This is a genomic window from Fodinicurvata sp. EGI_FJ10296 (genome assembly GCF_040712075.1).
GTDB lineage: Bacteria > Pseudomonadota > Alphaproteobacteria > DSM-16000 > Inquilinaceae > JBFCVL01.
The window spans coordinates 345,787-367,114 of sequence record NZ_JBFCVL010000005.1 but is presented as its reverse complement, the minus strand read 5'-3'; the positions used below and the strand labels follow the sequence as shown (position 1 = coordinate 367,114).

Genomic DNA, 21,328 nt, shown 5'->3' with positions numbered 1-21,328 from the left:
GCGACGCATGCTCAATCGAGACACTTTTTATACCGACCCGGCGGAATATAGGATAGCCAATCAAGGGGTTGCAAAGACTTCTTTCCCGCCAACGGCGGAAGCATTGGAAACGCTACGTGGTGAGCTCGAGACTTTCGTGTGTGATGGAGCCTATGCTAATGGGCTCGCCCGAATACTGGAAGCATTTCTTGGTTCTGTAGGCCACGGTGGTACTGCTCCGTCGGTTTGGGTTTCAGGGTTCTATGGTTCTGGCAAGTCCCACCTTGCGAGCATGCTGGCGGCTTTGTGGACGAATTTTGAGTTTGTGGACGGCGCCACGGCTGAAGGATTAATCCCACACTTGCCGACGGAGGTTGCCGCGCCGCTGAAAGAATTGCGGACTGCGGCGAAACGCGCGGATGGCGTCCTGGCGGCCGGCGATACGCTTGGAACAGGTCCGTCCGATCCGGCCGAGGCCACGATTGGGGTTGTGCTACGGGCAGTTGGTTTGCCCACTGATCTCCGCGCTGCTCAAGTAGCATTCTGGCTCGACGATCTCGAGATCTTGGATAGCGTTCGTACGAACCTGGGCAACTCCTTCGAGACCGATATTCGTAATTTCATTCTCTCACCCCGTTTTGGTTCGGCGGTCTTGAAGGCCAAGCCAGACCTTGCTGATTCGCCCAAAGACCTAAGTAGCCTTCTCCGCTCACAATTTGCTGAGCCGCCCGCCGTTACCGTCGATCTCCTGGAATCGATGATTCGAAAAGCCCTCATGCTGGGTCGAGCCGAGTTGCCATTGACCCTGATCGTTCTCGATGAAGTGCAGCAGTTCATCCGGCAAGACCCTAGTCTGACGCTGAAGATACAGACCATAGCCGAACGACTTGCGGGACGGTTCGACGGTCGCGTCATGTTGGTCGCTACCGGTCAGCAGGCGCTAAGCGATGTACAAGATCTTCAAAAGCTTCTCGACCGATTCCCTGTGCAGATCGCGCTCGGAGAAGCGGATGTCGATGCTGTCGTCCGCAAAACCGTTCTTCGGAAGAAAGCGGGAGCTGAAGAATCTATTCGCAATATGCTGAGCACCAATTCAGGCGAGATTAGCAGGCACCTGCGCGGCAGCCGACTGGCACACACTGTACAGGATGACGCTGAGGCAGTACTCGACTGGCCGCTCCTTCCATCCCGTCGCCGAGTCTGGGAAAACATCCTGCGTGAGCTTGATCGGACAGGACTTGGTGGCACTTTGCGTGGACAACTGCGCACCACACTGGATGCGGCTCGCACCTATGGCGATAAACCGCTGGGACACGCGGTGCCGGTCGACTTCCTATATGGGCGGTTCTCCACTGAGGCCTACAACGCCGGGCTTCTGCCGGGAGAGACGCGCAACCGTATTGAAGCGCTGCACAGCGGCACCGAAAAGGATCGGCTGAAGGCGCGCATCCTCATGCTGGTCTATATGCTGGGTCGCATCGCGCGGGAGGCGGACCATCACGGCGTCCACGCAAAGGCGGAGACCATCGCCGATCTCCTGATCGTCAATCTTGCAGGCGAGGACGAGCTACGCCGCACGGTGCCCAAGTTGTTGCAGGACCTTCAGTCCGATGGAGCGGTGATCGAGGTCGGCGGTGAATGGCGCTTGCAGACGAAAGAGAGCGCTGAATGGGAAGCCGCGTATCGCAGAGAGGAGAAGGCGATACTGGCAGATCAATCCGGACTCACCAGGTCGCGACGTGAACTGCTGGACGAGGCGATCGGAACCGCCTTGGCGGGCGCCACCAACGTGAGACACGGCTCCAGTCGTCAGCAACGCCGCATTCACCGACTGGGCCCTGGTGACAAGTCTCCGGCGGATGGCATCCAATTGCGCCTCAAAAATGGGTGGAACGACGACCTGGTGGTGGTGGAGAAGGATATTGCAGCGGCATCAACATCGGATCCTTCCGTCTATCTGCTCATCCCGCGCCATCCAACCCGTGACAAAGAACTGACGAATGCGCTGGTGACCTGGCGCGGCGCTGAGAATGTACTGCAGGCTCGTGGGGTACCGCAGACCGACGCGGGACGCGAGGCGCAGTCCGCCATGCAATCCCGCGCGAACAAGGCGGAGGCCGTGGCTAAGGAGATTGTCCGGGAGGCAGTGGCGCAGGCCTATGTCTATCAGGCTGGCGGCAAGCTGATCCCGGGCGCGCCAGACGAAGCAGTGAGGGAAGGAGCGACCAACGCTCTTGCCCGCCTCTACCCGCAGTTTGCCGATGGCGACCACCCGGGTTGGGACAAGGTGCGCGACCGAGCGATGCGCAAGAACCCGGACGCCATGGAGGCGGTGGACCATGCCGGGGCACCGGAGAGCCATGTGGTGTGCAAGGCGCTGCTGGCCGAGCTCGGCCCCGGCCGGAAGGGTTCGGACCTGCGCTCGAAGTTCACCAGTCCGCCCTATGGCTGGTCACAAGATACCGTCGATGGCGCGCTCATCGTCCTCGCCAATGCGGGGCTGGTCCGCGTCACCGGCGAGGATTTGAAATCTGCTTCGCTTCCCGATCTGCCACGCCAGAAGCTTGGTACCTGCACGTTCCACGGCGAAACAACGATCATCACCATCGCACAGCGCATGCCTGTGCGTGGCCTGCTGACCGACGCGGGCATCGCCTTCGAGAACAACCAGGAACACCTGGTGCTGACGGCGCTTCTCGAACGCCTCGAAACGGCAGCGCGACAGTCCGGTGGCCAGCCGCCGGCGCCGGAGCCGGAAACGGTGCCCAATATGGCCTCCTACAAGAGCCTTTCGGGCAATGACCTCCTTGCCGCGTTGGCGGCTGACGCGGCCACATTGCGCGACAAGCTGGAGGCATGGAAGGTGGCCGCGCAGAAGATCGGCGACCGGCTACCCAACTGGCGGTTGGCGGAACGTTTAGTCACCCTGGGCGCCACGGAACAACAGGGCGATCTCGACGACCTACGTGACGGACAGCGATTGCTCACTGATCCAGATCCGGTGCCGCCCTTGATCTCGGCGGCGGCGGAGACGTTGCGGGCGAAGCTGAACGCCACTCATGCGGCCTGGAAGGCGGCATGGCAGAAGGGAGAGCAGCGGCTCGCCGACGATCCGACCTGGGCCAAGCTGTCCCCTGAAGAGAAGCACAGCATCCGTCAGGAATGCGGGCTGTTGAAGGTGGAAAAGCCCGCTGTGGATACGCCTCAGGCCATCGCCGAGACGCTGTCTCAGCGCGGCCTTTCCGAGTGGAACAACATGGTGAAGGCGCTGCCGGCGCGCATCGAGGATGCACTTGCCGCCGCCGCCGCCTTGCTGGAGCCCAAGGCACGCGCCGTGAACCTGCCGGGCGCACTGCTGAAGAACGAGGCGGAGCTGGACGACTGGCTTGCCAAAGTCCGCGAGCGAATTGCCAATACGCTGGGCGACGGTCCCGTGATTCCAAAGGTGTGATGCATGACGAACCGCTACCTCCCCACAGCTCTGCGCCGGATACTCGAAAAGACGGTCAAGGACGCGCGTATAGTTGCCGAAGAAGGCGCGGGCGATGCAATTCAGCGCCTCGGCGTGGCGGACGGCAAGGCACCTTCCTACCTGAACGATGCCGAGAAGGGATTGCGCCGCCGCTTGCGTGCCCATGCCCGTGCGCTGGGCGACGCATTCAATAGGTCGGACGAGTCGCAGGAAACGAAAAGGCTGCTCGAAGCGGCGGCCTATGCGCACTGGCACCGCATGCTCTTCGCACGGTTCCTGGCCGAGCGCGGTCTGCTGCGGAATCCGGAGTATGACGTGCCGGTCTCGCTGGAGGACTGCCGGGAGCTCGCCGAAGCCGAGGGCCTGACCGACCCATGGGTGATCGCCGAGCGGTATGCCGCATCGATGTTGCCCGCAGTTTTCCGCATCGACGATCCGGTGCTCGCACTCGAACTCGACCCGGTTCATACCCAGAAGCTGCACCGCCTGGTGACGGGGCTCGACGCAGAGGTCTTCCAAGCCGAGGACAGTCTGGGCTGGACCTATCAGTTCTGGCGTGCGGCCGAGAAGGATGCGGTCAACGCGTCGGGGGTGAAGACCGGGGCCGATGAACTGCCGGCTGTCACGCAGCTGTTCACCGAGCCCTATATGGTACGCTTCCTGCTGCACAACACGCTCGGGGCCTGGTGGGCTGGCAAGGTTCTGGCAGCCGATCCGGCGCTTGCGCAATCGGCTGCGGACGAGGCTGCCTTGCGTGCAGCCTGTTCGCTGCCCGGTTACACCTTCGACATGCTGCGGTTCGTGCGCGAAGGAGAAGACGGCCCCTGGCGCCCGGCAGCGGGTACATTTCCCGGTTGGCCGAAAGAGGCCAGGGCAGTCACGGTCCTCGACCCATGTTGCGGGTCTGGGCACTTCCTGACAGAGGCATTGGCCATCCTGACGGCGTTTCGCGAGGCAGATGAGAATTTGTTGTCCGCCGATGCGGTCGCGGCAGTGCTGCGCGACAATCTCCATGGATTGGAGATCGATGGGCGCTGTGTGCAGATCGCGGCGTTTGCCGTGGCGCTGAGTGCTTGGCGCATTGGCGGATGGCAGATCCTACCGTCGCCCCATATTGCATGGGTAGGCGCACCCCCACCTTTGCCGAAACGAGAATTCGTGAGCCTTGCGCAGGGTGATGCTGAATTGGCTTATGCTCTTGATGCAATGCACGAACTTTTCAGCCAAGCGCCCATACTTGGTAGTTTATTGGAACCAGCTGGTGGAGACCTCTTCGAGTCCGAAAAGATGCGGGAATTCACTCGGCTGCTGTCTCGGTTGATTTCAAGAGCAAAACAGCTTGAGCCCGACGTTATCGAAGGTGCATTTGCGGCCAGGGGGATGGCAGATGCTATTAATATGCTCACCGGAAAATATACTCTTGTTGCAACAAATGTTCCTTTCTTAGGTCGCGGAGAACAGTCATCTCAAATGCTTGAGTACTGTGACTCACATTTTCCGACGGCGAAACAGTGCTTATCGACTTCAATGGTTCAAAGAACTTTGAGCATGTTGAATCCTGGAGGGGCAACAGCGAGCGTCACAAAACAAGAGTGGTGCTTCCTGGTGAGCTATAGAGACTTCCGCATTTCACTACTACAAAAATATCACCTGGATTTTGCAGTATTTCTTGGTGAAGAGGCTTGGGTTGCATTCAAAAAGCGCGGTCCGCTTGCCACGCTTACTTCTTGGACACGAAAAAAGGTAGAGGAAAGCAATTTTCACTTTGCAAGTGATGCCACTCACGTGGAGTCAATTCATGAGAAGTTTGCGCACATTCAATCTGGAGATCTCGAGCTATTGAAACAAACCGATCAGCTATCGAACCCAGATAGCCGGATCACCGCAGCAAAAATGGATAACCTACCTTTGTTGTCTCGATATGCGCACGCATATCAGGGCATAAGCACGGGCGATGTTGATCGTTACAAGCTTCTATTTTGGGAGAATGCGCTTCCAAACTCAGATTGGACATATTTTCGAAGCACTGTTTCCGAAGACACTCACTTTAGTGGCTGCCAGAATATAGTCTTTTGGGGTGATGGCGGAAGACATTTTGCAGCTTTGCGTGGCGAGGGTTGCTTCGGAAAGCTTGGCGTTGCGGTTAGTCAAATGAGACATCTGCCAGCTTCCCTCTATCTTGGGGAACGCTTCGATGGAAATGTTTCTGCAATCGTTCCGCTGAACTCGGAGCATGTTGGGCCGATTTTTGAGTACTGCTCCTCAAAGGAATACAAGGTGGAGCTGCGGAACATTGATAAGAAGAAGAACATCACAAATGCAACTCTAACGAAAGTGCCATTTAACTTGAAAAAATGGCAAGATGTATTTGATAAAAAGTATAAATGCGGCCTCCCTCTTCCTACCTCGCCTGATCCAACCCAATGGCTCTTTCACGGGCATCCGAGGAACGCCAGATCAGGAGTTTCACTGCACGTCGCGCTCGCACGGATATCAGGGTATCGCTGGCCAGCCGAGAGTGACGACAGAATGCATCTTTCCGATGAGGCCCGCGCCTGGATTGTAGAAGCTTCAGAACTTCCCCCAGCTGACAATGACGGTCTAGTTGGCGTCCCGCCCGTCGCAGGAGAAAAGTCGCTGGCCGACCGCCTGCGCCGCTATCTCGCCGCCGCGTTTGGCGCCGACTGGTCCGACGCCTTGGAACGCCGTTTGGTTAGCGACGCCGATGAGCTCCTCGACAAGAAGGTGGCACGGGACGGCTCGCTCGAAACCTGGCTCCGCGACCGCGCCTTCCGGCAGCACTGCGCTCTCTTCGGCCAGCGCCCGTTCCTGTGGCACATCTCGGACGGGCTGAAGGACGGCTTCTCGGTCTTGGCCCACTACCACCGCTTTGACCAGGCCAACCTGCGCAAGCTCACCTATACCCTGCTCGGCGACTGGCTCGCCCGCGCCAAGGCGGAAGGCAACACGCTGCGCTACGAAAAGGGCCGCGAGTTGCAGCAGAAGCTGGAAAAGATCCTGGAAGGCGAGCAACCCTACGACATCTTCGTGCGCTGGAAGCCTCTCGCCCAGCAGCCGCTCGGGTGGGACCCCGACCTGGATGATGGCGTGCGCCAGAACATCCGCCCCTTCATCAAGGCAGGTGTGCTGACCCACGACCTGTCGAAAATTCTGAAGGACAAGGATCGCGGCAACGACGCGCCATCTGCGCCCTGGTACGAGGTATTCAAGGGCGAGCGCCGCAACGATCACCATACCACTCTGGCCGAGAAGCGCGCCGCGCGTGTGGCCGCTCCAATACGGGTGGAGGCGGCGAAGTGACGACGCCTCTCGATGCCCTCGTCAGCGCCCTGCACTACGCCGCGAGCTACAACGCCGCGGCCGAGGCGCCGCCGGAAGTTGTGGTGTGGTGCGACGCCAATAGGGAGTTCGAACCCCTTTTGCCGGCGCTGCGGGAGCGGCTTCCAGAGCTGCTGACTTACGGCGAGTTCGATGCAGATACACGGACGGGACCGGCGGTTTGGCTGCGCGCTGCAGTGGCCGGTGCCCTTCCCGCCGTCGATATTCCCGAGGAGAGCACGCCAATCCTCTATTTGCCCGGCGTCGCCCGCGAGACGCTGAAGGGCGTCGACGACTGTCCAACGCTCCTTCAGCCGCTGGTCTGGTTCACGGTGGCAGGCACCATGTTCGGCCATGTCAACGGCAAGGACTGGACGTTGCGCAGCTTCCTCACTTCCGAACGCGGGTTGCTGAAACTAAACATCGCTGACGACAACGCGACCCGCACGGCGCTCTCCCACGCGGCGCAGCGCTTCTGCTCGCGCCCCGTTGAGGAGCTGCGCGGCCAACGCTGGAACGCGGACCATCTCAATGCGCTGCTCGCCCCCGACCTCGCCGCCGACATGCTTGATTGGATCGAAGGTGCCTTCACAGAGTTGGGCGATCCGTCGCGTTTCGCGGCCTTTGCCAACATCGCCGACAAGCAATTGAAATTCGATCCGCGCAGGCTGTCCCCACAAGATGCCGTGCGACGGTTGGCCAAGCGCGAAGGGCGGTGGGCGGAGGTTTGGGCGCGTTTTGGAGCATCCACCGGCTATGAGCAAGTCGTGGCCTATCTTAATTTCCAAGAACCAGGAACGCTTTTCGAGCACCAGGATTCCTACCCACGTATCAACTCAAAAGGTGAAGACGATCTGCGTCAACAGCTCCTTGGACTGGCTGATATCTCTCCTGAAGCTGCAAGAGCGAACGTCGCTGAGTTGGAAACCAAGCACGCATGGCGGCGAGAGACGATTTGGGCGCGGCGCGGGCAGGCACCGTTGGCTCAGGCCTTGGCATTTATCGCGGAGGTGGCGGCGGCCAAGGCGCTGCCGAGCCATGAGGGTAATGCGTTTGCGGAAGCGTATGTCTCGGCCAGTGCCGATATCGACTGGGCCGCTATGCAATCGCTGGCGGCAGCGCCGCGCGAGGTCGATCATGAGGCAATCGCCGCCGCTCTCCGTGCCGTCTACCTGCCTTGGCTTGAGCAAGGGGCAAACGCGCTACAAGAGTTGATGCGGGTCGGTAAGGTCAGACTCGCGGCACCGCCAAAGGCCGAATCAGATGCTACTACGGTCCTGTTTGTGGATGGATTGCGGATGGACATTGCGCGCGAGCTTGTTCGCCGCCTTGAAGCCGAAGGCGTGAAGGTATCCCTGGGCTGGATGTGGTCGGGATTTCCAACTGTCACCGCGACGTGCAAGGCGATAGTCTCGCCGGTAGCCTCCCTGCTGGTCGGTCCACCTGCCACCTCCGACGTTCTGCCTCACTCCCCCGAGGGGAAGCCGGTGACGAAGCCAGTACTCTTCAAGCTTATGGAAGCGCAAGGCTGGGAAACCGGCAATGCTTTACTTTCTGGCACAAAGCTCTGGACAGAGACTGGACGCTTTGACGAAGAGGGACACGCCCTGGGGGCACGCCTTGCTGAACGCCTATCGGCCGCCATACGCGACGTCGCAGATCGAATTCTCGGATTGTTGCGCTCTGGGCGAAGCCTTCGCATCGTCACTGACCATGGCTGGTTGTTGATGCCCGGCGGATTGCCCCATGCGGCGCTCGATGTGGGGCTAGTGGAACCGAACGGTAAGCGGACTCGCTGCGCCCTGGTGAAAGCAAGGGCGCAAACTTCTTATCTTCAGGTGCCGTGGACTTGGAACCCTGAAATTTCGGTGGCTACCGCGACAGGGGCGCGGTCATTCTACGCGAGCTATGAGTATGCTCATGGCGGCGTTAGCCCACAAGAATGCATTCTGCCCGTCATTGATGTGGCGAATGGTAGCCCACAGCGGACAGTTTCGATCGACCGAACTAATTGGGAGGGACTACGCCTGCGCGTCGAGGTCGCCGGCGGAGCGGATCTCCGCGTCGATTTGCGGCTCGGTTCGGAAACCAGTGGACAGAGCCTCGTAAAGGGGGGCCGGGTCCTCGACGAGCAGGGACGCACATCGTTCTTGGCGAGTGATGAACATGAACGCGAAGCCGCCTGTCTTGTTGTGCTCGATGATGACGATCGAGTATTGGCCCTCCATAGGCTGGTGATCGGGGAGGATTGAGGTGATCGAACTCGACGACCTGGACCGCAAGGCGGCGGAAGCCTTCCCCGGTCACATCGTGCGCAAGGATTTGGTGCGCCGCTTTCGAGGCCAGTTCCCCGTGCCGACCTATGTGGTCGAGTTCATGCTCGGCCGCTATTGCGCCAGTACTGTGCCTGAAGAGATTGAAGAAGGCCTTCAGATGGTACAGTCGCAGCTCTCGGATCGTACAGTCCGGGCGGGTGAGGAGGAGCTGTTCAAATCCAAGGCGCGCGACCGCGGGTCCGTGCGTATCATCGACATCGTTACTGCCCGGCTCGACTTTAAAACCGACAGCTACCTGGCGACCTTGCCGAGCCTTCGGGTGAACGACGTACGGATTTCGGACAAGATCGTCCTCGACCATGAGCGAATGCTGACCGGCGGGTTCTATGCGGAGGTCGAGCTTGGCTATGACGCTAGCATCGCGCAAGAGAAAGGAGGCCGGCCGTTTGAAATCCTAAGCCTCCGCGAAATTCAGCTATCGACACGCGATATTCTGGATAAAATTGCTGCCGGTCGCGCCCAACTTTCTACGCACGAATGGAAGGATTTCCTCTTACGGAGTGTCGGCCTGGAGCCGGCAGCACTCAGCGCCCGGGCTCAGGACACGACGCTGCTTCGCATGGTCCCGTTCGTGGAGCGGAACTACAATATGATCGAGCTCGGCCCGCGCGGGACGGGCAAGAGCCACCTTTTCCAGCAAGTCTCGCCTTATGCGCACCTCGTCTCTGGTGGCAAGGCAACAGTCGCGCGAATGTTCGTTAATATGCAGAATGGGCAGCGCGGGCTTGTTTGCCAATACGATGTCGTCTGCTTCGACGAGGTCTCGGGCGTTTCCTTCGACCAGAAAGACGGCGTCAACATCATGAAAGGCTACATGGAGTCGGGGGAATTCTCGCGCGGGCGAGAGAGTATTCGCGCCGATGGCAGTATTGTAATGGTCGGCAACTTCGATGTGGACGTGCAGCACCAGCAGCGGGTCGGACATCTTTTTGGACCGATGCCGCCTGAGATGCGCAACGACACCGCCTTTATGGACCGCATCCACTGCTATCTGCCAGGATGGGACGTTCCTAAGATAAGCAAGGAATTGTTCACCGACCGTTTCGGGCTTGTAAGCGACGTTCTCGCGGAAAGCTTCTCGCGGCTTCGCTCGCAAAGTCGCGCGAATGTCCTGCAGGGACGAGTGCACTTTGGGGGTGCCCTTTCCGGTCGCGACCAAAATGCCGTTAACAAGACAGTCTCAGGCCTGTTGAAGCTCCTCTACCCCGATCCATCTGTCGCGGTGCCGGATGACGATCTCGAATGGGCGGTTCGCCTTGCCTTGGAAGTACGTCGTCGTGTCAAGGAGCAGCAGAAGCGCATCGGCTCGGCCGAGTTTCGTAATACTCAGTTCAGCTACACGATTGGACTGGACGGGGTAGAGAAATTTGTCTCCACACCCGAGTTGCAGAGCGCTGATGGCATTGCTTCCGACCCACTGCCAGCCGGCCAGATATGGGCCATCAGTCCAGGTGGTCAGGATGAAAGCACTGGGTTGTTTCGCATTGAAGTAACTGAAAGCCCCGGCGGGGGCATTCGTATTCTAAACCAGAATCCTCCCGGCCCATTTCGCGAAAGCGTTCGCATTGCAGAGCAAAATCTATATGCGCGATCAAAGGAGCTTGTCGGTGAACGCCAGCCGCGCGAACATGAATTCGCTATCCAGATCCGATCGTTCGATGCGGCAAAGAGCGGCGAGCAACTCGGCGTTGGAATTCTTGTTGGACTTTGCTCTGCCTTGCTCGGCAAGCCTTTGAAGGGTGGCCTGGTTGTCGCCGGGGGAATCACTTTGGGTGGCTCCATCGAACCCGTTCACAACCCAATCGACGTTGTCGAGCTTGCCATGGAAAAGGGAGCGAGCGCCGTGCTCTTGCCTGTTTCTAGTCGCAGATCATTGATTGACCTTTCAGACGACGTGGCGACGAAAATCCAGGTTCTCTTCTACGCTGATGCGCGAGATGCCCTTCGGAAAGCAATTCATGAATGATTTTTTAACTTAAAATACGAACGGATTTATTTGTTAATTTTTGAGTGTTTCTTTGCTTCTGCTTCCTCGAGCCATTCTTCGTACTCTTTGGCATGCGATCCGTCAAAATTCTCCATCCCGGGCTTGGTCAGCCAGCCTCTCTCAGGCGGGATGTAACTGTATAGGCTGCGGGTGGGATTTTCGTGCCATGAGATGTTGAACGCGGCGAGCTTTGGAAAGAAGGTCAGGCCTGCGTTATTCGGCAAGTGATCATGAAGCCACCATGCGAGGGCCTGCCAATGGCCCGTTCGCTCATAGTGTGGCAGGAAGCTCTGCACGACGACACACGCCGTTGCCCCCATGTATCCGTTTGCGTCGCGCCGGTCCCAGATATGAGCGGCATAGTTCGCTTCGTTGCTCGCACAGTTGTGTTTACCAACTCCGACTTCGTTGACAGCGCACGAACGAAACGCCGATCGGATCGAGATGCGGCCAAACCTCAGCCAAATTGGTTCAAGGAGTTCCTCGCACAGACGGGTGCCGGCAGCTATGGCAAGGCTTGGGTCGTCAGGGATGTTCGGGATGCCATAAAAGTTGGCGATCTCGGAATAGAGCATGTCCCTCATGAAAAAATTCTCGGAAAGCCTCACACGGCCAAGGGCTTCTAATGCCGAGACTGATCCTGGACTACGCATAGCGATTCCTTGGGACACGTGCTGTCGTTGGCAGCAGCCAGCAATGCGCATTTTTCTAGCATTAAAGACAAGCTTCTGTCACCACTCCCTGCCTAACGATTTTTTCCAACATAGAGACCTGAATAATGCCGAAATTTGATAATTATCGAAATATTTCATTATCGATAATGATGTTTAATGGAATTGCAATATTAACTTTATTCCCGTCAATAGAAGTGTTTTTAGAGCAAGGTCTGATCAAGGTTTTTGCATGCTCGTTAGCTGCTTTCTTTTTGGGTATGTACTCTGCTTTACTTGCAACATTGAGCACAGGATTCAATGAAAATTGTACAGAAATAACCTCTACAGTAAACGAAGGAAAAGTTAAATCCAAAATAAAAAAATACTTTTCTATAATTCACAAAGGCGAAAAAAGATATATTCTAACATTTGTACTAATAAATTGTTCAGTAGCATTCAGTTTTATGGGCACTGGAATTTTATTTTATTACCTTGTCGATCATGACGCTACGGTGTAATATACGGCGCACATAATAATAAACAGAAAGCAAATCCAAAATATAAATAATTCCGCTTATTTGTTTCCGGCAGAGCATTAACCGCGGTTCAGCGTATATACAATTGAGGACCATTCCTTAAACGTCTGCGTGATCAATCCCATTGCCGCCGGCGCGTCACCGGCCAGAATCTGCACCGTATGCCCCGCCCACCGACATTCCCGGCGCCAGGCCTTGTACCGGTCCAGCCACCGCAGCTCCCAGGGCGTGAGCGGCCAGTCGGCCATGGGCGCGGCAGCGCCGTTATGGCCGGGGGTTGTGACGGCGTGGGGCTCGATGGCGCGGGATGGTGTGCGGACGCCGCGCGTCAGGTAGTTGTAGCACCACAGGATCTGCTCGGCTGCCTGCATCTGTTCCGGCGTGAACTGGCCCCAAAGCTTGTCGTCGGCGATCCGGCGTCGGACCTTCGCCGTCTTTTGGCGTTCGTGAGGTTCGCCGGCGGGGATCGTCACCGTCCGGGTCGGGCTGTGGCGCTGTTGCCATTCGTCGGGCGTCGTCGGCAGCGGCGTGCCGTCGGCGTCCAGCATCGGCCGGACGGTGACATGCGTATCGTAGCCGGGCGCGCGGTGACGTCCGGCCGATCGCCGGTCCTGGGTGGGCGTCATGGTCCGCGCCAGGGCGCGCCGCCGGGTGCGGGATGTCGGGCCTTTGCCTTTGCGCCGTGCTTTGCTCATTTGCCGCCATCTGCGTTACAGGATCGATAGTGCCGCCGGCCCAGCCGGGCGATGGTCATGTCGTGAAGGTTTGCCTCGGTCATCACGTCTGGCCTCTGGGCGAAGCCTCAGGGCCATCCGGACGCAGCAGATCCTCCGGCCTGATCCGGGCGCCGGGCCAGTTATCCCACCGAGCCAATCCCGGTGATTCTGACGTCTTGGATTCCGAGGCCTTGATGGCATCGATGGTTCGCCTGATCTCGTGGCGTTTCACGTGAGCGAACATCACGAAACCAGCCACAAATCCTATCAGGCCGAATCCGATCAGCATCAGGACGGCGAGCACGATGGCGAGGGCAATACTGAAGACTGTCACCGCGATGGTTCCTTCCGATCGTTCAGGCGGCCGCACGGGCCGATGGGGCTTGTGACGCCGTTGCCGCAGTTGCAGCGTTCGGCGGTGGCTGGGCGACTGCCACTTCGACATCGTCGATCGGGATGCCGGCGGCCAGCGCGGCATCGCGCAGCCGGTCGGCCATGGTCTGGCGGACCTTGGTCGCCGCGAACCGGCTGTCGGTGGTCAGGCGCAGCGTACCGCCGTCGATCCCCTGAAAGCCCAGCGGCCGCAGCCATGACCGGAAGTCGCCTTCGCCGCGCCGGTCCAGCCGTCGGAATGCCTCGGCGATCGCCTGCCACTGCGGATCCTCCGCACCCGGGCCGGGCGGCCGGTCGTCGGTGACCGGTTTCGCCTCGGCCGTCTCGTCGGCGGTCTCGTCCAGCTTGCGGGTCAGATCGCGGATCCGGTTGCGCCAGGTTCCCGACCAGTCCACCCGCCGGTCGCCCCGCGATCGCCAGTAGTCCCGGAACTGGTCGGCTTGTGCCCGGATCGCTTTGTCGGACATGCCGCGTTCCCTTGCCAGTTCCCAGTCGGCCGGGGAGGGCGTCCAGTCCGCCGGCAGCATGACCTTGCGAGGCGGTGGGGCCTCGGCATCCGGCGAACCGTCGGCGCCACCGGCCCGACCCCCACCGGAATCGATCATCTCCCCACCACCCCCCGCCGGGGGGCTTTGGGGGGAGGTTTTTCTGTTCTCTTTCCCTTTAAGGGGGGATGTGACGTTACGCGTGACGCTTCCCACCGTTACGGATGTGACGCCACCGTTACGGGCGTCACCGGCGTCACACCCGACATCGGCCGGCGCCTTTGCCGTCGATTCTTCGGCCGCCTTCTCGGCTATCTTGCGGGCGCGATAGCGGCGCTGGCGTTCGGCCTCCTTGGTTGCTGCGGGGGCGCGCGTACGCTGCTTGCCCGGCTGGCCCGGAACCTCGCCACCGATGCGGGCCCATGCGTCCAGCGCCCATCGGGCAATCATGGCGTTGTGATAGCGCCCGTCCGAACACAGGGTCCATCCCCTCAGGGCTTCGTTCTTGATCCTTAGCCATCGCGTGGTGGCTCGCGGTCCCGCGCCGAGATCGGCCAGATTCGCCAGTTCGGCGTCGTCGGTTGGCAGTGTGCCGGCGGGAATCTGCTCCCAAGCGCTCCAGAGCAGCGCCATCGCCGCCCGCAACGCGCGATCCGGGACCTTGAGCATCATCGGAGAGCGTTTGATCTCTCGGATGTTCACCATCATGCTGGGCAGCCGCGTCAAGTCGATTTCCGGCGGCAACAGTGGGTCAGGGAAATCGTCGGCAGGAACTGATGCCGTCATTATCGCCCCCTTTCGGGATGGATCAGCGGATGGAATAGAGGCAGCCAAACGTCACGCGTAACGCCTCGGCGTGACGGGGTGTGACGCTGCGTGACATGGCTAACCCTCTGAAATCGTTAGGTGTGACGGTATGTGTGACGCTTGCGGCGTCACGACCGTAACGGTTGGTGACGGGTTCGGCTCGGTGAACTTGTCGATCTCGTTGCCCCAGGCGTCCCAGCCGGGCGCCCGCTCACGGGCGAAGAGCTCGAGGTATGGGCCGTTGAACAACCGCTCGACTATGGCCCGCATCTCGTCGGGCTTGCGGGAATGCTCGCGCACCGGGGCGACGATCAGGTTGCGGGTATTGCGGACCTTGACGCGCGGCTTCCCGCGCACGCCGATCAGCCAGAACTCGGCCGCCGAGCGCAGCACATAGCCGGTGCCGAACGCCCACTTTGCGCCCGTCTTGCTCTGCTTTGCCCACGCCCCCATCGTGGAGAAGCGAAACCCCCACCGGTCCATGACGGTAAAGGCCTGCGGCATCATCGGCGCGGTCGCCCACATGATCAGGGCGCAATCCCGGGCGGCGATATCGGCCACTGGCAGCGCGGCAATATCGGCGAGCGACATGCAGCTATAGTGAGCCTTCGGGTTCCTGGCCTCGCCCTTGGCCGAGAAGTTGGCATAGGACCAGGGCGGGTCCGCCAGGATCGCCCCGAACGGACCCTCGCCGGCGACGGGCGCGATGGGCGACGTCGATGCGAACAGTGAGCCGGTCATAGCGCCACCCCACTGGCGATCCGCTCGACCATCTCGATGCGACGGCCGATCCAGCGCATCACGTTGACGGCCATCGAATTGCCGAGCGCCTTGTAACGTGGGCCGTCAGGCGTCCAGTTCCGCCGCCGGTACGGCGCGTCCGTGTAGCCATCGGGGAAGCCCTGCAGCCGCTCGCATTCCGTCGGCGTCAGGCGCCGGACGGCCAGCTGCGTGGCTATGTTGCGCTCTTGCGCTCGGCCACCGCCGCTCGGCGCCGTCAGCGCGTAGGCAATATCCAGCTGACATTCGAGGGATCGACCGTCAGCGCGCCCCCTTTCCTGAAAGGCCACCGCCTGCGCCTGCGGGCTGCCGGCACCGAGTGCGCCCGACACCTGATCGGAGGAAACCAACTCTTCCCGGCTGTTGAAGGCGATCGATCCACCATCAACATCAAGGTCAGTCCCGAAACCGCCCCCGCCGGATGGCCGGGAAGAGAGTGTCGGCGCGAGCGGCTGGGCGACCATGTTATACATCTCGTCGCCCGCCGGACCGCCACTCCCCTTCGCCCACTTGCTGCTCACGGTTCCCGAGACGCTACCGCCCTCAGGGCCGCCTCCAACTGCGGAAGGACCTTCTTGCCACGCTTTTCGGCGCGGCGGAGAATTCCCGTGCAGGCTTTCGCGGTCAAATAATACCGCTGCGGCACGGCGCCAGTCTCCAAGATGTCCGACAAGGATGACACGCCGCCGCCGCTGGGGCACGGCCCGGCGAAACCCGTCCACTCGGATGTACTGAGCGTCAAGCACTCGCCAGGCCGCATGATACCCGCATTCCGCCAGTTGCCCGATGAAGGCGCCAAAGTCCCGTCCGCCTTTGGATGACAGGACACCGGGGACGTTCTCCCAAACCAGCCAGCGGGGCCGATAGCGTGCAGCAAGGGCAAGATAGACGAGCGCCAGGTTGCCACGCGGGTCGACCAGTCCGGCCCGCTGTCCCGCGATCGAGAAGGACTGGCAGGGGGTTCCGCCGACAAGAAGGTCAATTGCATGGTCGGGCCAGTCCTTGTAGCGCGTCATGTCGCCATGGTTCGGGACAGCCGGGTACCGAGACGCCAGTAGGGCCGAGGCGAAACGATCGACCTCGGCAAAGGCCACCGGCAGCCAGCCCAGCGGGTGCCAAGCCACGGTCGCCGCCTCGATGCCCGAACAAACGGAAAGGTATCGGATCGCGGGCGCGCTCATGCCGCGCCTCCGTCCGGCTCGATCGGCGTACGGGAAATGACACGGCCGATGGCGATGCATTCCTGGTGCTGGGTGATGCGCGTGCCGGGCATCTGAGACAGGCGATAGACGGATCTGTCCCCGAAGGTCTTCCTCTTGTCCGGCACCCACTGCAGTGGGCCGGTGACGACGGTCAGTTGCAGCGTCGGCGTGTCGGGGCGCGGCAGCATCGCGACCACGCCGTCCTTTTGATTGATCGCATCAAGCCGCCCGTCGAAATGGACGAGTTCACCGCCGATCCGGACACTGCCGAATCCTTCCAGCGGATCGACCGGCCGGCGGAAAGCAATATAGGCGTCGATGACTTCCTTGCGGACCGCAGCCGCCTGTGGCGTGCGGGCCAGCATACAGACCAGCAGCGTCTGGCCTTCGTTCAGGTGGAATTCGGAGTAGCTCTGCCCACGCGACTTGCCGCGCCGTGCGGCGAGTGGCCCGTAGGACAGCAGCTCATCGCGGTTCCGGTCGATCAGATCTCGAATGGCGCGCTGTCGTGCGAAACCCAAACGCTCAGCAATTCGGAGATCGACGATGCGTGGTTCGCCATCTAAGGTTGTGATGTCGGACGCGGAAAGTGCGGACGCACTGGGTGCGTTGCTGCCGGACATGGTGGCGCTCCTTGTGCCTTGGATGACCGGAGCGACACCACTTGTTAAGGTACTGGCGCTCCGGGGGTTAACAAACCGGCACAAGTCGGCCCAACGCGCCTTTAGGCTTTCGCCTTGGACATGCGCGCGCTGCCCCCGGAACATGGGAAAAAGATAGCCGCTATCGGGGCGGGTTCCGCTTGTGCTCGGAGTTGTTAAGCTCCAAGCCCTGACGGTACCCACGTCGTTTTTAGATTGCAAGTTTGCTATGGTAGAAACCAATGAGGGTGGCGGGTCACCACCAGACAGCAGGCGTGGCGAATACGTCTTCCGACCCGTGGCCGCCTGACCGTTGGCGAGAACCAACGAACTGGGGACCGGCGAAGCAGGAGAGTTGGCATGGCAATCCGATGGGCATTCGCTTATCCGGCGTCGCTCGAACCAGACGGCGTTGGGGTGATGGTCACCTTCCGCGATCTCACGGGGGCGATCACCTGTGGCGACACCCGTGCCGAGGCGCTGGCTGAAGCGCCGGATTGCGCCGAAGCGGCGTTGGAGTTCCTGCTCCGCGACGGTGATGCGCCGCCGCCGTCCGATCCGCTGCCGGGGGAGGTTGTCGTTCCGCTGCCGTTGCGAATGGCGGCGAAGATCGCCTTGATCCGCTCGGCGCGCGCCAATGGAATCGGGCCGGGTGAACTGGCGCGCCGAATGAAGTGCGACCCCAAGGAAGCGCAGCGGCTGCTTGATCCCGACTACGCCAGCAAGATCGATCGACTGGCGAAAGCCGTCCAGGCTGCCGGCGGTCCCGCGCTCGAACTGCACGCCCGGGAAGTGGCTTGAGGTCATCGACACGGCCGTCATGCCACCAACCCCCACGCACGCAGCTGGGCCTCGGCCGCGTCGGCGCCCTTGCAGACGGCATAGGGGATGCCGCGCGCCGCGCACCATGCCTGGAAGTCGCGCTGGCTGTCGGACTGGCGGCCCTTGGTGGCCTTGAGCTCGAGCGCGTAGGCCCCGGCGTCGGTCAGGAATACATAGTCCGGCGAACCGGGGATCAGCCCCATGGCCTTGGCCAGCGCATAGCGCAGACCGGCGTTCTTGCCGCCGCCGCCGACTTCGGACGCGGTATGCCACCATACGGCCTGCAGGCGCCCCCCGAGTGTCCACGCGCGCAGGCGGTTGGCCAGCGCGATCGCCTCGCGATCCTCCGGTCCCGCCCGGTGGCCGGTATAGGCGGCCACCGTCATCAGCCGGACAAGCCAGGGCGCAATCGCCGTTTGCACCGCTGCCGCCATCACGCGACGCCCGTCCAGGCCGGGGCCGTATCGACCACCGGCTGCACCAGGTCGATGTCGCCGCAGCGGCTATTGATCTCGATCTCGCGGATCCGACGGGTCGGATGGCTGAAGTCCGGGCGGGTGATCATCTGCCCGGTCAGATGAACGCGGGCATTGGTAACACCGCGCTCGCGGATCCGCTCGATCAGCGCCGGGACCCAGACAACCACCTCGTGATGGGTGATTTTGCACCGCCGTGTGTCTTCCGGACCGAGCCATTCGTCGGCCGTGGCGATCGACAGACGGCACAGCGGGCCGCGCTTGGTCTCCAGCATCCGGGGCGGGCTCATCAATCGGCCGCGCAGCTCGACGTGGTTGATGTCGGTGGAATGATCGGCGGTCATTGGGCGTCTCCGTCACCATCGCCGCCACCGTCGTCGGGGTCGGAATCGGGGCCGGCATCCATGCCCAGCGCGCGTTTGTAGAGCTCGAGCAATTCCTCCTGCTCGCTGCGGTCGGCTGCCTGCATCTTCCGCAGTTTCAGGATCTGACGCATGATCTTGACGTCGAAGCCATTGCCCTTGGCCTCGGCGAAGACCTCTTTCATGTCATGCTGAAGAGTCGCCTTTTCTTCTTCCAGACGCTCGATCCGCTCGATGTAGGAGGCAAGCTGGTCGCCGGCGATGCCGCCCACTTTCGTCGTCGCTGCCTCGGTCAATTCCGCCCCCCACCGGTCCGGCCGATCGGGGTGACTGTCGCGCCCCCACCGGCGATTGTTTCCTGATCTGACATGGCGGTGACGGCCTCGATCGCGCCGCGTGCGGCCTCGACCGAGCCGAACGCATCCACCAGCCGCGCCGCTGTCGCCGCCAACGCCGGGTCTCCTTGCAGCCGGTCCATGGCTTCGCGCATTTGTGCCTGGGCGATATGCGCGCCGATCGGCGTCTTCTCGAAATCCGGCACCAAACCCATGATGCGCTTGTAAGATTCCAGCGTGTCTTCCTCGGCCTGCCGCTGGTCAGCGGGCTGGCGGCGCAGCTTCACAACCCGCTTCAGCGCCTTGACGTCGATGCCAAGTTGTTTGGCCTCAAGGTAGCTGTCGCGGATGTCACCCAGCAGTTGCTCTTTCTCGCCTTCCATCCGGTGCAGCCGCTGGGCGAGGCGGCGAATATCGGCCTCAATGCCCACCGGTTCGCCTTGATCCTCCACCGGAAGAGCGACGGCGGTGGATGATTTACTGTCAAAGGTTGTGGTCATGGGCATGCGAACTCCGAACTTTACTAATCCAATAGATTGATTATCCAGCCGGTCGGACTCGCTAAATCCGACCGGCCGGTGGTACCTTTGGTGCTGTCACACAACCAAAGGGATGACATCTATGAGTTCTCACCAAATCCAGGTCGTTGGAGTTGCTTGGTTTCGCAGGGACGACTGGTCGAAGGTTAAAGCGATCTTCGTTGATTCCCATAAGCTTCATGAAGCTTACGATGATTGGCTGGCAGCGGCAGAGCAATTCTATCGCCGTATCGAAGGTCAAGGTATGAGAGTAGAGAAAGTCTACATTGACCCTGATACCTTTCCCGAATGGTGCCGAGCGAGAGGATTGCGCATCAACGCCGATGCACGCCAGGAATTCGCCGGTTTCACTGTTGCCCAAAAATACGCTGGCAACAGTAGTTGAATTTGATGTGAGCATTGTTCCGTCCTCACTGATTTGATCGGAGCGTCGGACAAAGGGAAAGCTACGTCGCGACGGTCCCGGACATCATGCTTGCGCAACGCCATCGGCGGCCGTCATGCGCGCCACGCGGACGGACCGGGTGATGGGCGGGCGCGAACCTGATCGGGTGGTTGTGCGCATGGCTTCGCTGTCGATCGTCGACCAGCCGGACAGCGCGGCCAGCGCCATCACCCCCATGGACCGCCCCATGGACCGGGCCGCCTTGGCCGCAGATCCGCTGCGTCCAGATCCCGTCGCGCTTGTCTGCCGGTCCACTCCGCGATCGTCATCATCACGCGGGCGCGCAGAATTCTTAGCCAGTTCATTATAGTCACTCCGGATCGAGCGCAGTTCGTGTTCAAGCCGTTCCAGGCGTTTGGGCAGGTCGGCGCCGTCGTCTTCGAGTACGGGCGCGAAGATGTCGCGAACGAAAGGCTCGCCCCACAAGGCGATCATGGCCGTCAGATACCGCAGGTTCGGCGACGTCTGGCCCACGCGCCAGGCCTCGACCGTGCGCAGCCGGATATCCAGTTGCCGGGCGACATCCTTGGCCGAGTAGGCGCGCAGCCAGCCCCGTAGCCGCTCTGCCACCAGTTCGTCCGGCGGCGCTTTCATGGTCATCGTCGTCATGGATTGGACCCGTTCAAATCGGCCAGAAAGGTCGGAGCGGCGGTCATCAGGAGCGGGCCATTCATGCGGGGTGTTGCAGACAATAGGGATTTCATCGTGCACGGCCTTCCTTTTCTCGGGCAGTGTCGGATAGTGCCTTGCCATCGCGGCGGAGGGCGGCTCCGGCCAGACATTCGACTGTCAACGAAACGCCGCGCCGGCTGCCCGCCGAGATGATCGACTGCCAATGCCGCGGCGGGATCGAGTTTCGCCTGCGCCATGCCGCAACGGTCTGGTATGGCACGCCAATGTCACGTGCCAAATCCGCTGCGCTCGGCCACAGGTTGATGATCATCTGAGAAGTTCTCATAAACGGCACTATACGTCACGCATAGTCAAAGGCAACACCAAAATGATAAGATGCTTATGCATCTT

At 60.8% G+C, this 21,328-nt stretch carries 20 protein-coding genes; 7 read left to right on the top strand and 13 right to left on the bottom strand.

Going from position 1 to position 21,328, the window contains the following annotated elements:
- Positions 1 to 7 precede the first annotated feature (7 nt).
- Genes brxC through brxL form a run of 4 tightly spaced genes read left to right on the top strand, consistent with a single transcriptional unit; the run spans position 8 to position 11,092 of the window.
- On the top strand, positions 8 to 3,430 hold the full coding sequence (gene brxC, locus ABZ728_RS13090; RefSeq protein ID WP_366656606.1) for a BREX system P-loop protein BrxC: 3,423 nt from the start codon (positions 8 to 10) through the stop codon (positions 3,428 to 3,430).
- Between the two features lie 3 nt (positions 3,431 to 3,433).
- Positions 3,434 to 6,772, top strand: coding sequence for an SAM-dependent methyltransferase (locus tag ABZ728_RS13085; RefSeq protein ID WP_366656605.1), 3,339 nt, complete (start codon positions 3,434 to 3,436; stop codon positions 6,770 to 6,772).
- Entirely contained in the window at positions 6,769 to 9,042 is a 2,274-nt protein-coding gene (gene pglZ / locus ABZ728_RS13080; RefSeq protein WP_366656603.1) for a BREX-1 system phosphatase PglZ type B, read from the top strand. The genes ABZ728_RS13085 and pglZ overlap by 4 nt, the downstream gene beginning before the upstream one ends.
- A gap of 1 nt (position 9,043) precedes the next feature.
- On the top strand, positions 9,044 to 11,092 hold the full coding sequence (brxL, locus tag ABZ728_RS13075; protein ID WP_366656601.1) for a protease Lon-related BREX system protein BrxL: 2,049 nt from the start codon (positions 9,044 to 9,046) through the stop codon (positions 11,090 to 11,092).
- A gap of 26 nt (positions 11,093 to 11,118) precedes the next feature.
- On the opposite strand, the gene ABZ728_RS13070 is transcribed toward brxL, so the two are convergent.
- Entirely contained in the window at positions 11,119 to 11,697 is a 579-nt protein-coding gene (locus tag ABZ728_RS13070) for a hypothetical protein (protein WP_366656600.1), read from the bottom strand.
- A 194-nt stretch (positions 11,698 to 11,891) separates the two neighbouring features.
- Between ABZ728_RS13070 and ABZ728_RS13065 the strand changes: the two genes are divergently transcribed.
- Positions 11,892 to 12,284, top strand: coding sequence for a hypothetical protein (locus ABZ728_RS13065; protein WP_366656599.1), 393 nt, complete (start codon positions 11,892 to 11,894; stop codon positions 12,282 to 12,284).
- 77 nt (positions 12,285 to 12,361) lie between these two features.
- Here the strand turns inward: ABZ728_RS13065 and ABZ728_RS13060 are convergent, their stop codons facing one another.
- The 6 genes from ABZ728_RS13060 to ABZ728_RS13035 all read right to left on the bottom strand — a co-directional run bounded on the left by ABZ728_RS13060 (position 12,362) and on the right by ABZ728_RS13035 (position 17,308).
- The gene (locus ABZ728_RS13060; protein WP_366656598.1) at positions 12,362 to 12,997 is read right to left on the bottom strand and encodes a hypothetical protein; all 636 of its coding nucleotides are present in this window, start codon (positions 12,995 to 12,997) and stop codon (positions 12,362 to 12,364) included.
- An 82-nt stretch (positions 12,998 to 13,079) separates the two neighbouring features.
- On the bottom strand, positions 13,080 to 13,352 hold the full coding sequence (locus tag ABZ728_RS13055; RefSeq protein WP_366656597.1) for a LapA family protein: 273 nt from the start codon (positions 13,350 to 13,352) through the stop codon (positions 13,080 to 13,082).
- 22 nt (positions 13,353 to 13,374) lie between these two features.
- Entirely contained in the window at positions 13,375 to 14,682 is a 1,308-nt protein-coding gene (locus ABZ728_RS13050; RefSeq protein ID WP_366656596.1) for a DnaA N-terminal domain-containing protein, read from the bottom strand.
- Positions 14,683 to 14,781: 99 nt separating this feature from the next.
- Positions 14,782 to 15,444, bottom strand: a complete 663-nt coding sequence (locus ABZ728_RS13045; protein ID WP_366656595.1) for an MT-A70 family methyltransferase — start codon at positions 15,442 to 15,444, stop codon at positions 14,782 to 14,784.
- Complete coding sequence (gene dcm, locus ABZ728_RS13040; protein ID WP_366656594.1) at positions 15,441 to 16,664, bottom strand: DNA (cytosine-5-)-methyltransferase; 1,224 nt, start codon at positions 16,662 to 16,664, stop codon at positions 15,441 to 15,443. The genes ABZ728_RS13045 and dcm overlap by 4 nt, the downstream gene beginning before the upstream one ends.
- Positions 16,661 to 17,308: a hypothetical protein gene (locus tag ABZ728_RS13035; protein ID WP_366656593.1), complete on the bottom strand. Its 648-nt coding sequence runs from the start codon at positions 17,306 to 17,308 to the stop codon at positions 16,661 to 16,663. The genes dcm and ABZ728_RS13035 overlap by 4 nt, the downstream gene beginning before the upstream one ends.
- 378 nt (positions 17,309 to 17,686) lie before the next feature.
- On the opposite strand from ABZ728_RS13035, the gene ABZ728_RS13030 reads away from it, so the two are divergent.
- Positions 17,687 to 18,127, top strand: a complete 441-nt coding sequence (locus tag ABZ728_RS13030) for a type II toxin-antitoxin system HicB family antitoxin (protein WP_366656592.1) — start codon at positions 17,687 to 17,689, stop codon at positions 18,125 to 18,127.
- 17 nt (positions 18,128 to 18,144) lie between these two features.
- Here ABZ728_RS13030 and ABZ728_RS13025 read toward each other — a convergent pair whose 3' ends face one another.
- From ABZ728_RS13025 to ABZ728_RS13010, 4 genes are read right to left on the bottom strand one after another with little or no spacing between them, the layout of a single operon-like run.
- Entirely contained in the window at positions 18,145 to 18,582 is a 438-nt protein-coding gene (locus tag ABZ728_RS13025) for a VRR-NUC domain-containing protein (protein ID WP_366656591.1), read from the bottom strand.
- Positions 18,582 to 18,968 carry a hypothetical protein gene (locus ABZ728_RS13020; protein ID WP_366655311.1) on the bottom strand — a complete coding sequence of 129 codons (387 nt, stop codon included), beginning with the start codon at positions 18,966 to 18,968 and terminating at the stop codon, positions 18,582 to 18,584. Before ABZ728_RS13020 ends, ABZ728_RS13025 begins: the two co-directional genes overlap by 1 nt.
- A complete protein-coding gene (locus ABZ728_RS13015) occupies positions 18,965 to 19,282 on the bottom strand; it encodes a DUF2312 domain-containing protein (protein WP_366656590.1) in 318 nt (105 codons plus the stop codon). The genes ABZ728_RS13020 and ABZ728_RS13015 overlap by 4 nt, the downstream gene beginning before the upstream one ends.
- Positions 19,279 to 19,821: a GapR family DNA-binding domain-containing protein gene (locus tag ABZ728_RS13010; RefSeq protein WP_366656589.1), complete on the bottom strand. Its 543-nt coding sequence runs from the start codon at positions 19,819 to 19,821 to the stop codon at positions 19,279 to 19,281. The genes ABZ728_RS13015 and ABZ728_RS13010 overlap by 4 nt, the downstream gene beginning before the upstream one ends.
- Positions 19,822 to 19,942: 121 nt before the next feature.
- Between ABZ728_RS13010 and ABZ728_RS13005 the strand changes: the two genes are divergently transcribed.
- On the top strand, positions 19,943 to 20,245 hold the full coding sequence (locus tag ABZ728_RS13005) for a hypothetical protein (RefSeq protein ID WP_366656588.1): 303 nt from the start codon (positions 19,943 to 19,945) through the stop codon (positions 20,243 to 20,245).
- A gap of 84 nt (positions 20,246 to 20,329) precedes the next feature.
- Here the strand turns inward: ABZ728_RS13005 and ABZ728_RS13000 are convergent, their stop codons facing one another.
- The gene (locus ABZ728_RS13000) at positions 20,330 to 20,914 is read right to left on the bottom strand and encodes a hypothetical protein (protein ID WP_366656587.1); all 585 of its coding nucleotides are present in this window, start codon (positions 20,912 to 20,914) and stop codon (positions 20,330 to 20,332) included.
- Positions 20,915 to 21,005: 91 nt separating this feature from the next.
- On the bottom strand, positions 21,006 to 21,248 hold the full coding sequence (locus ABZ728_RS12995; protein ID WP_366656586.1) for a carph-isopro domain-containing protein: 243 nt from the start codon (positions 21,246 to 21,248) through the stop codon (positions 21,006 to 21,008).
- Between the last annotated feature and the right edge of the window lie 80 nt (positions 21,249 to 21,328).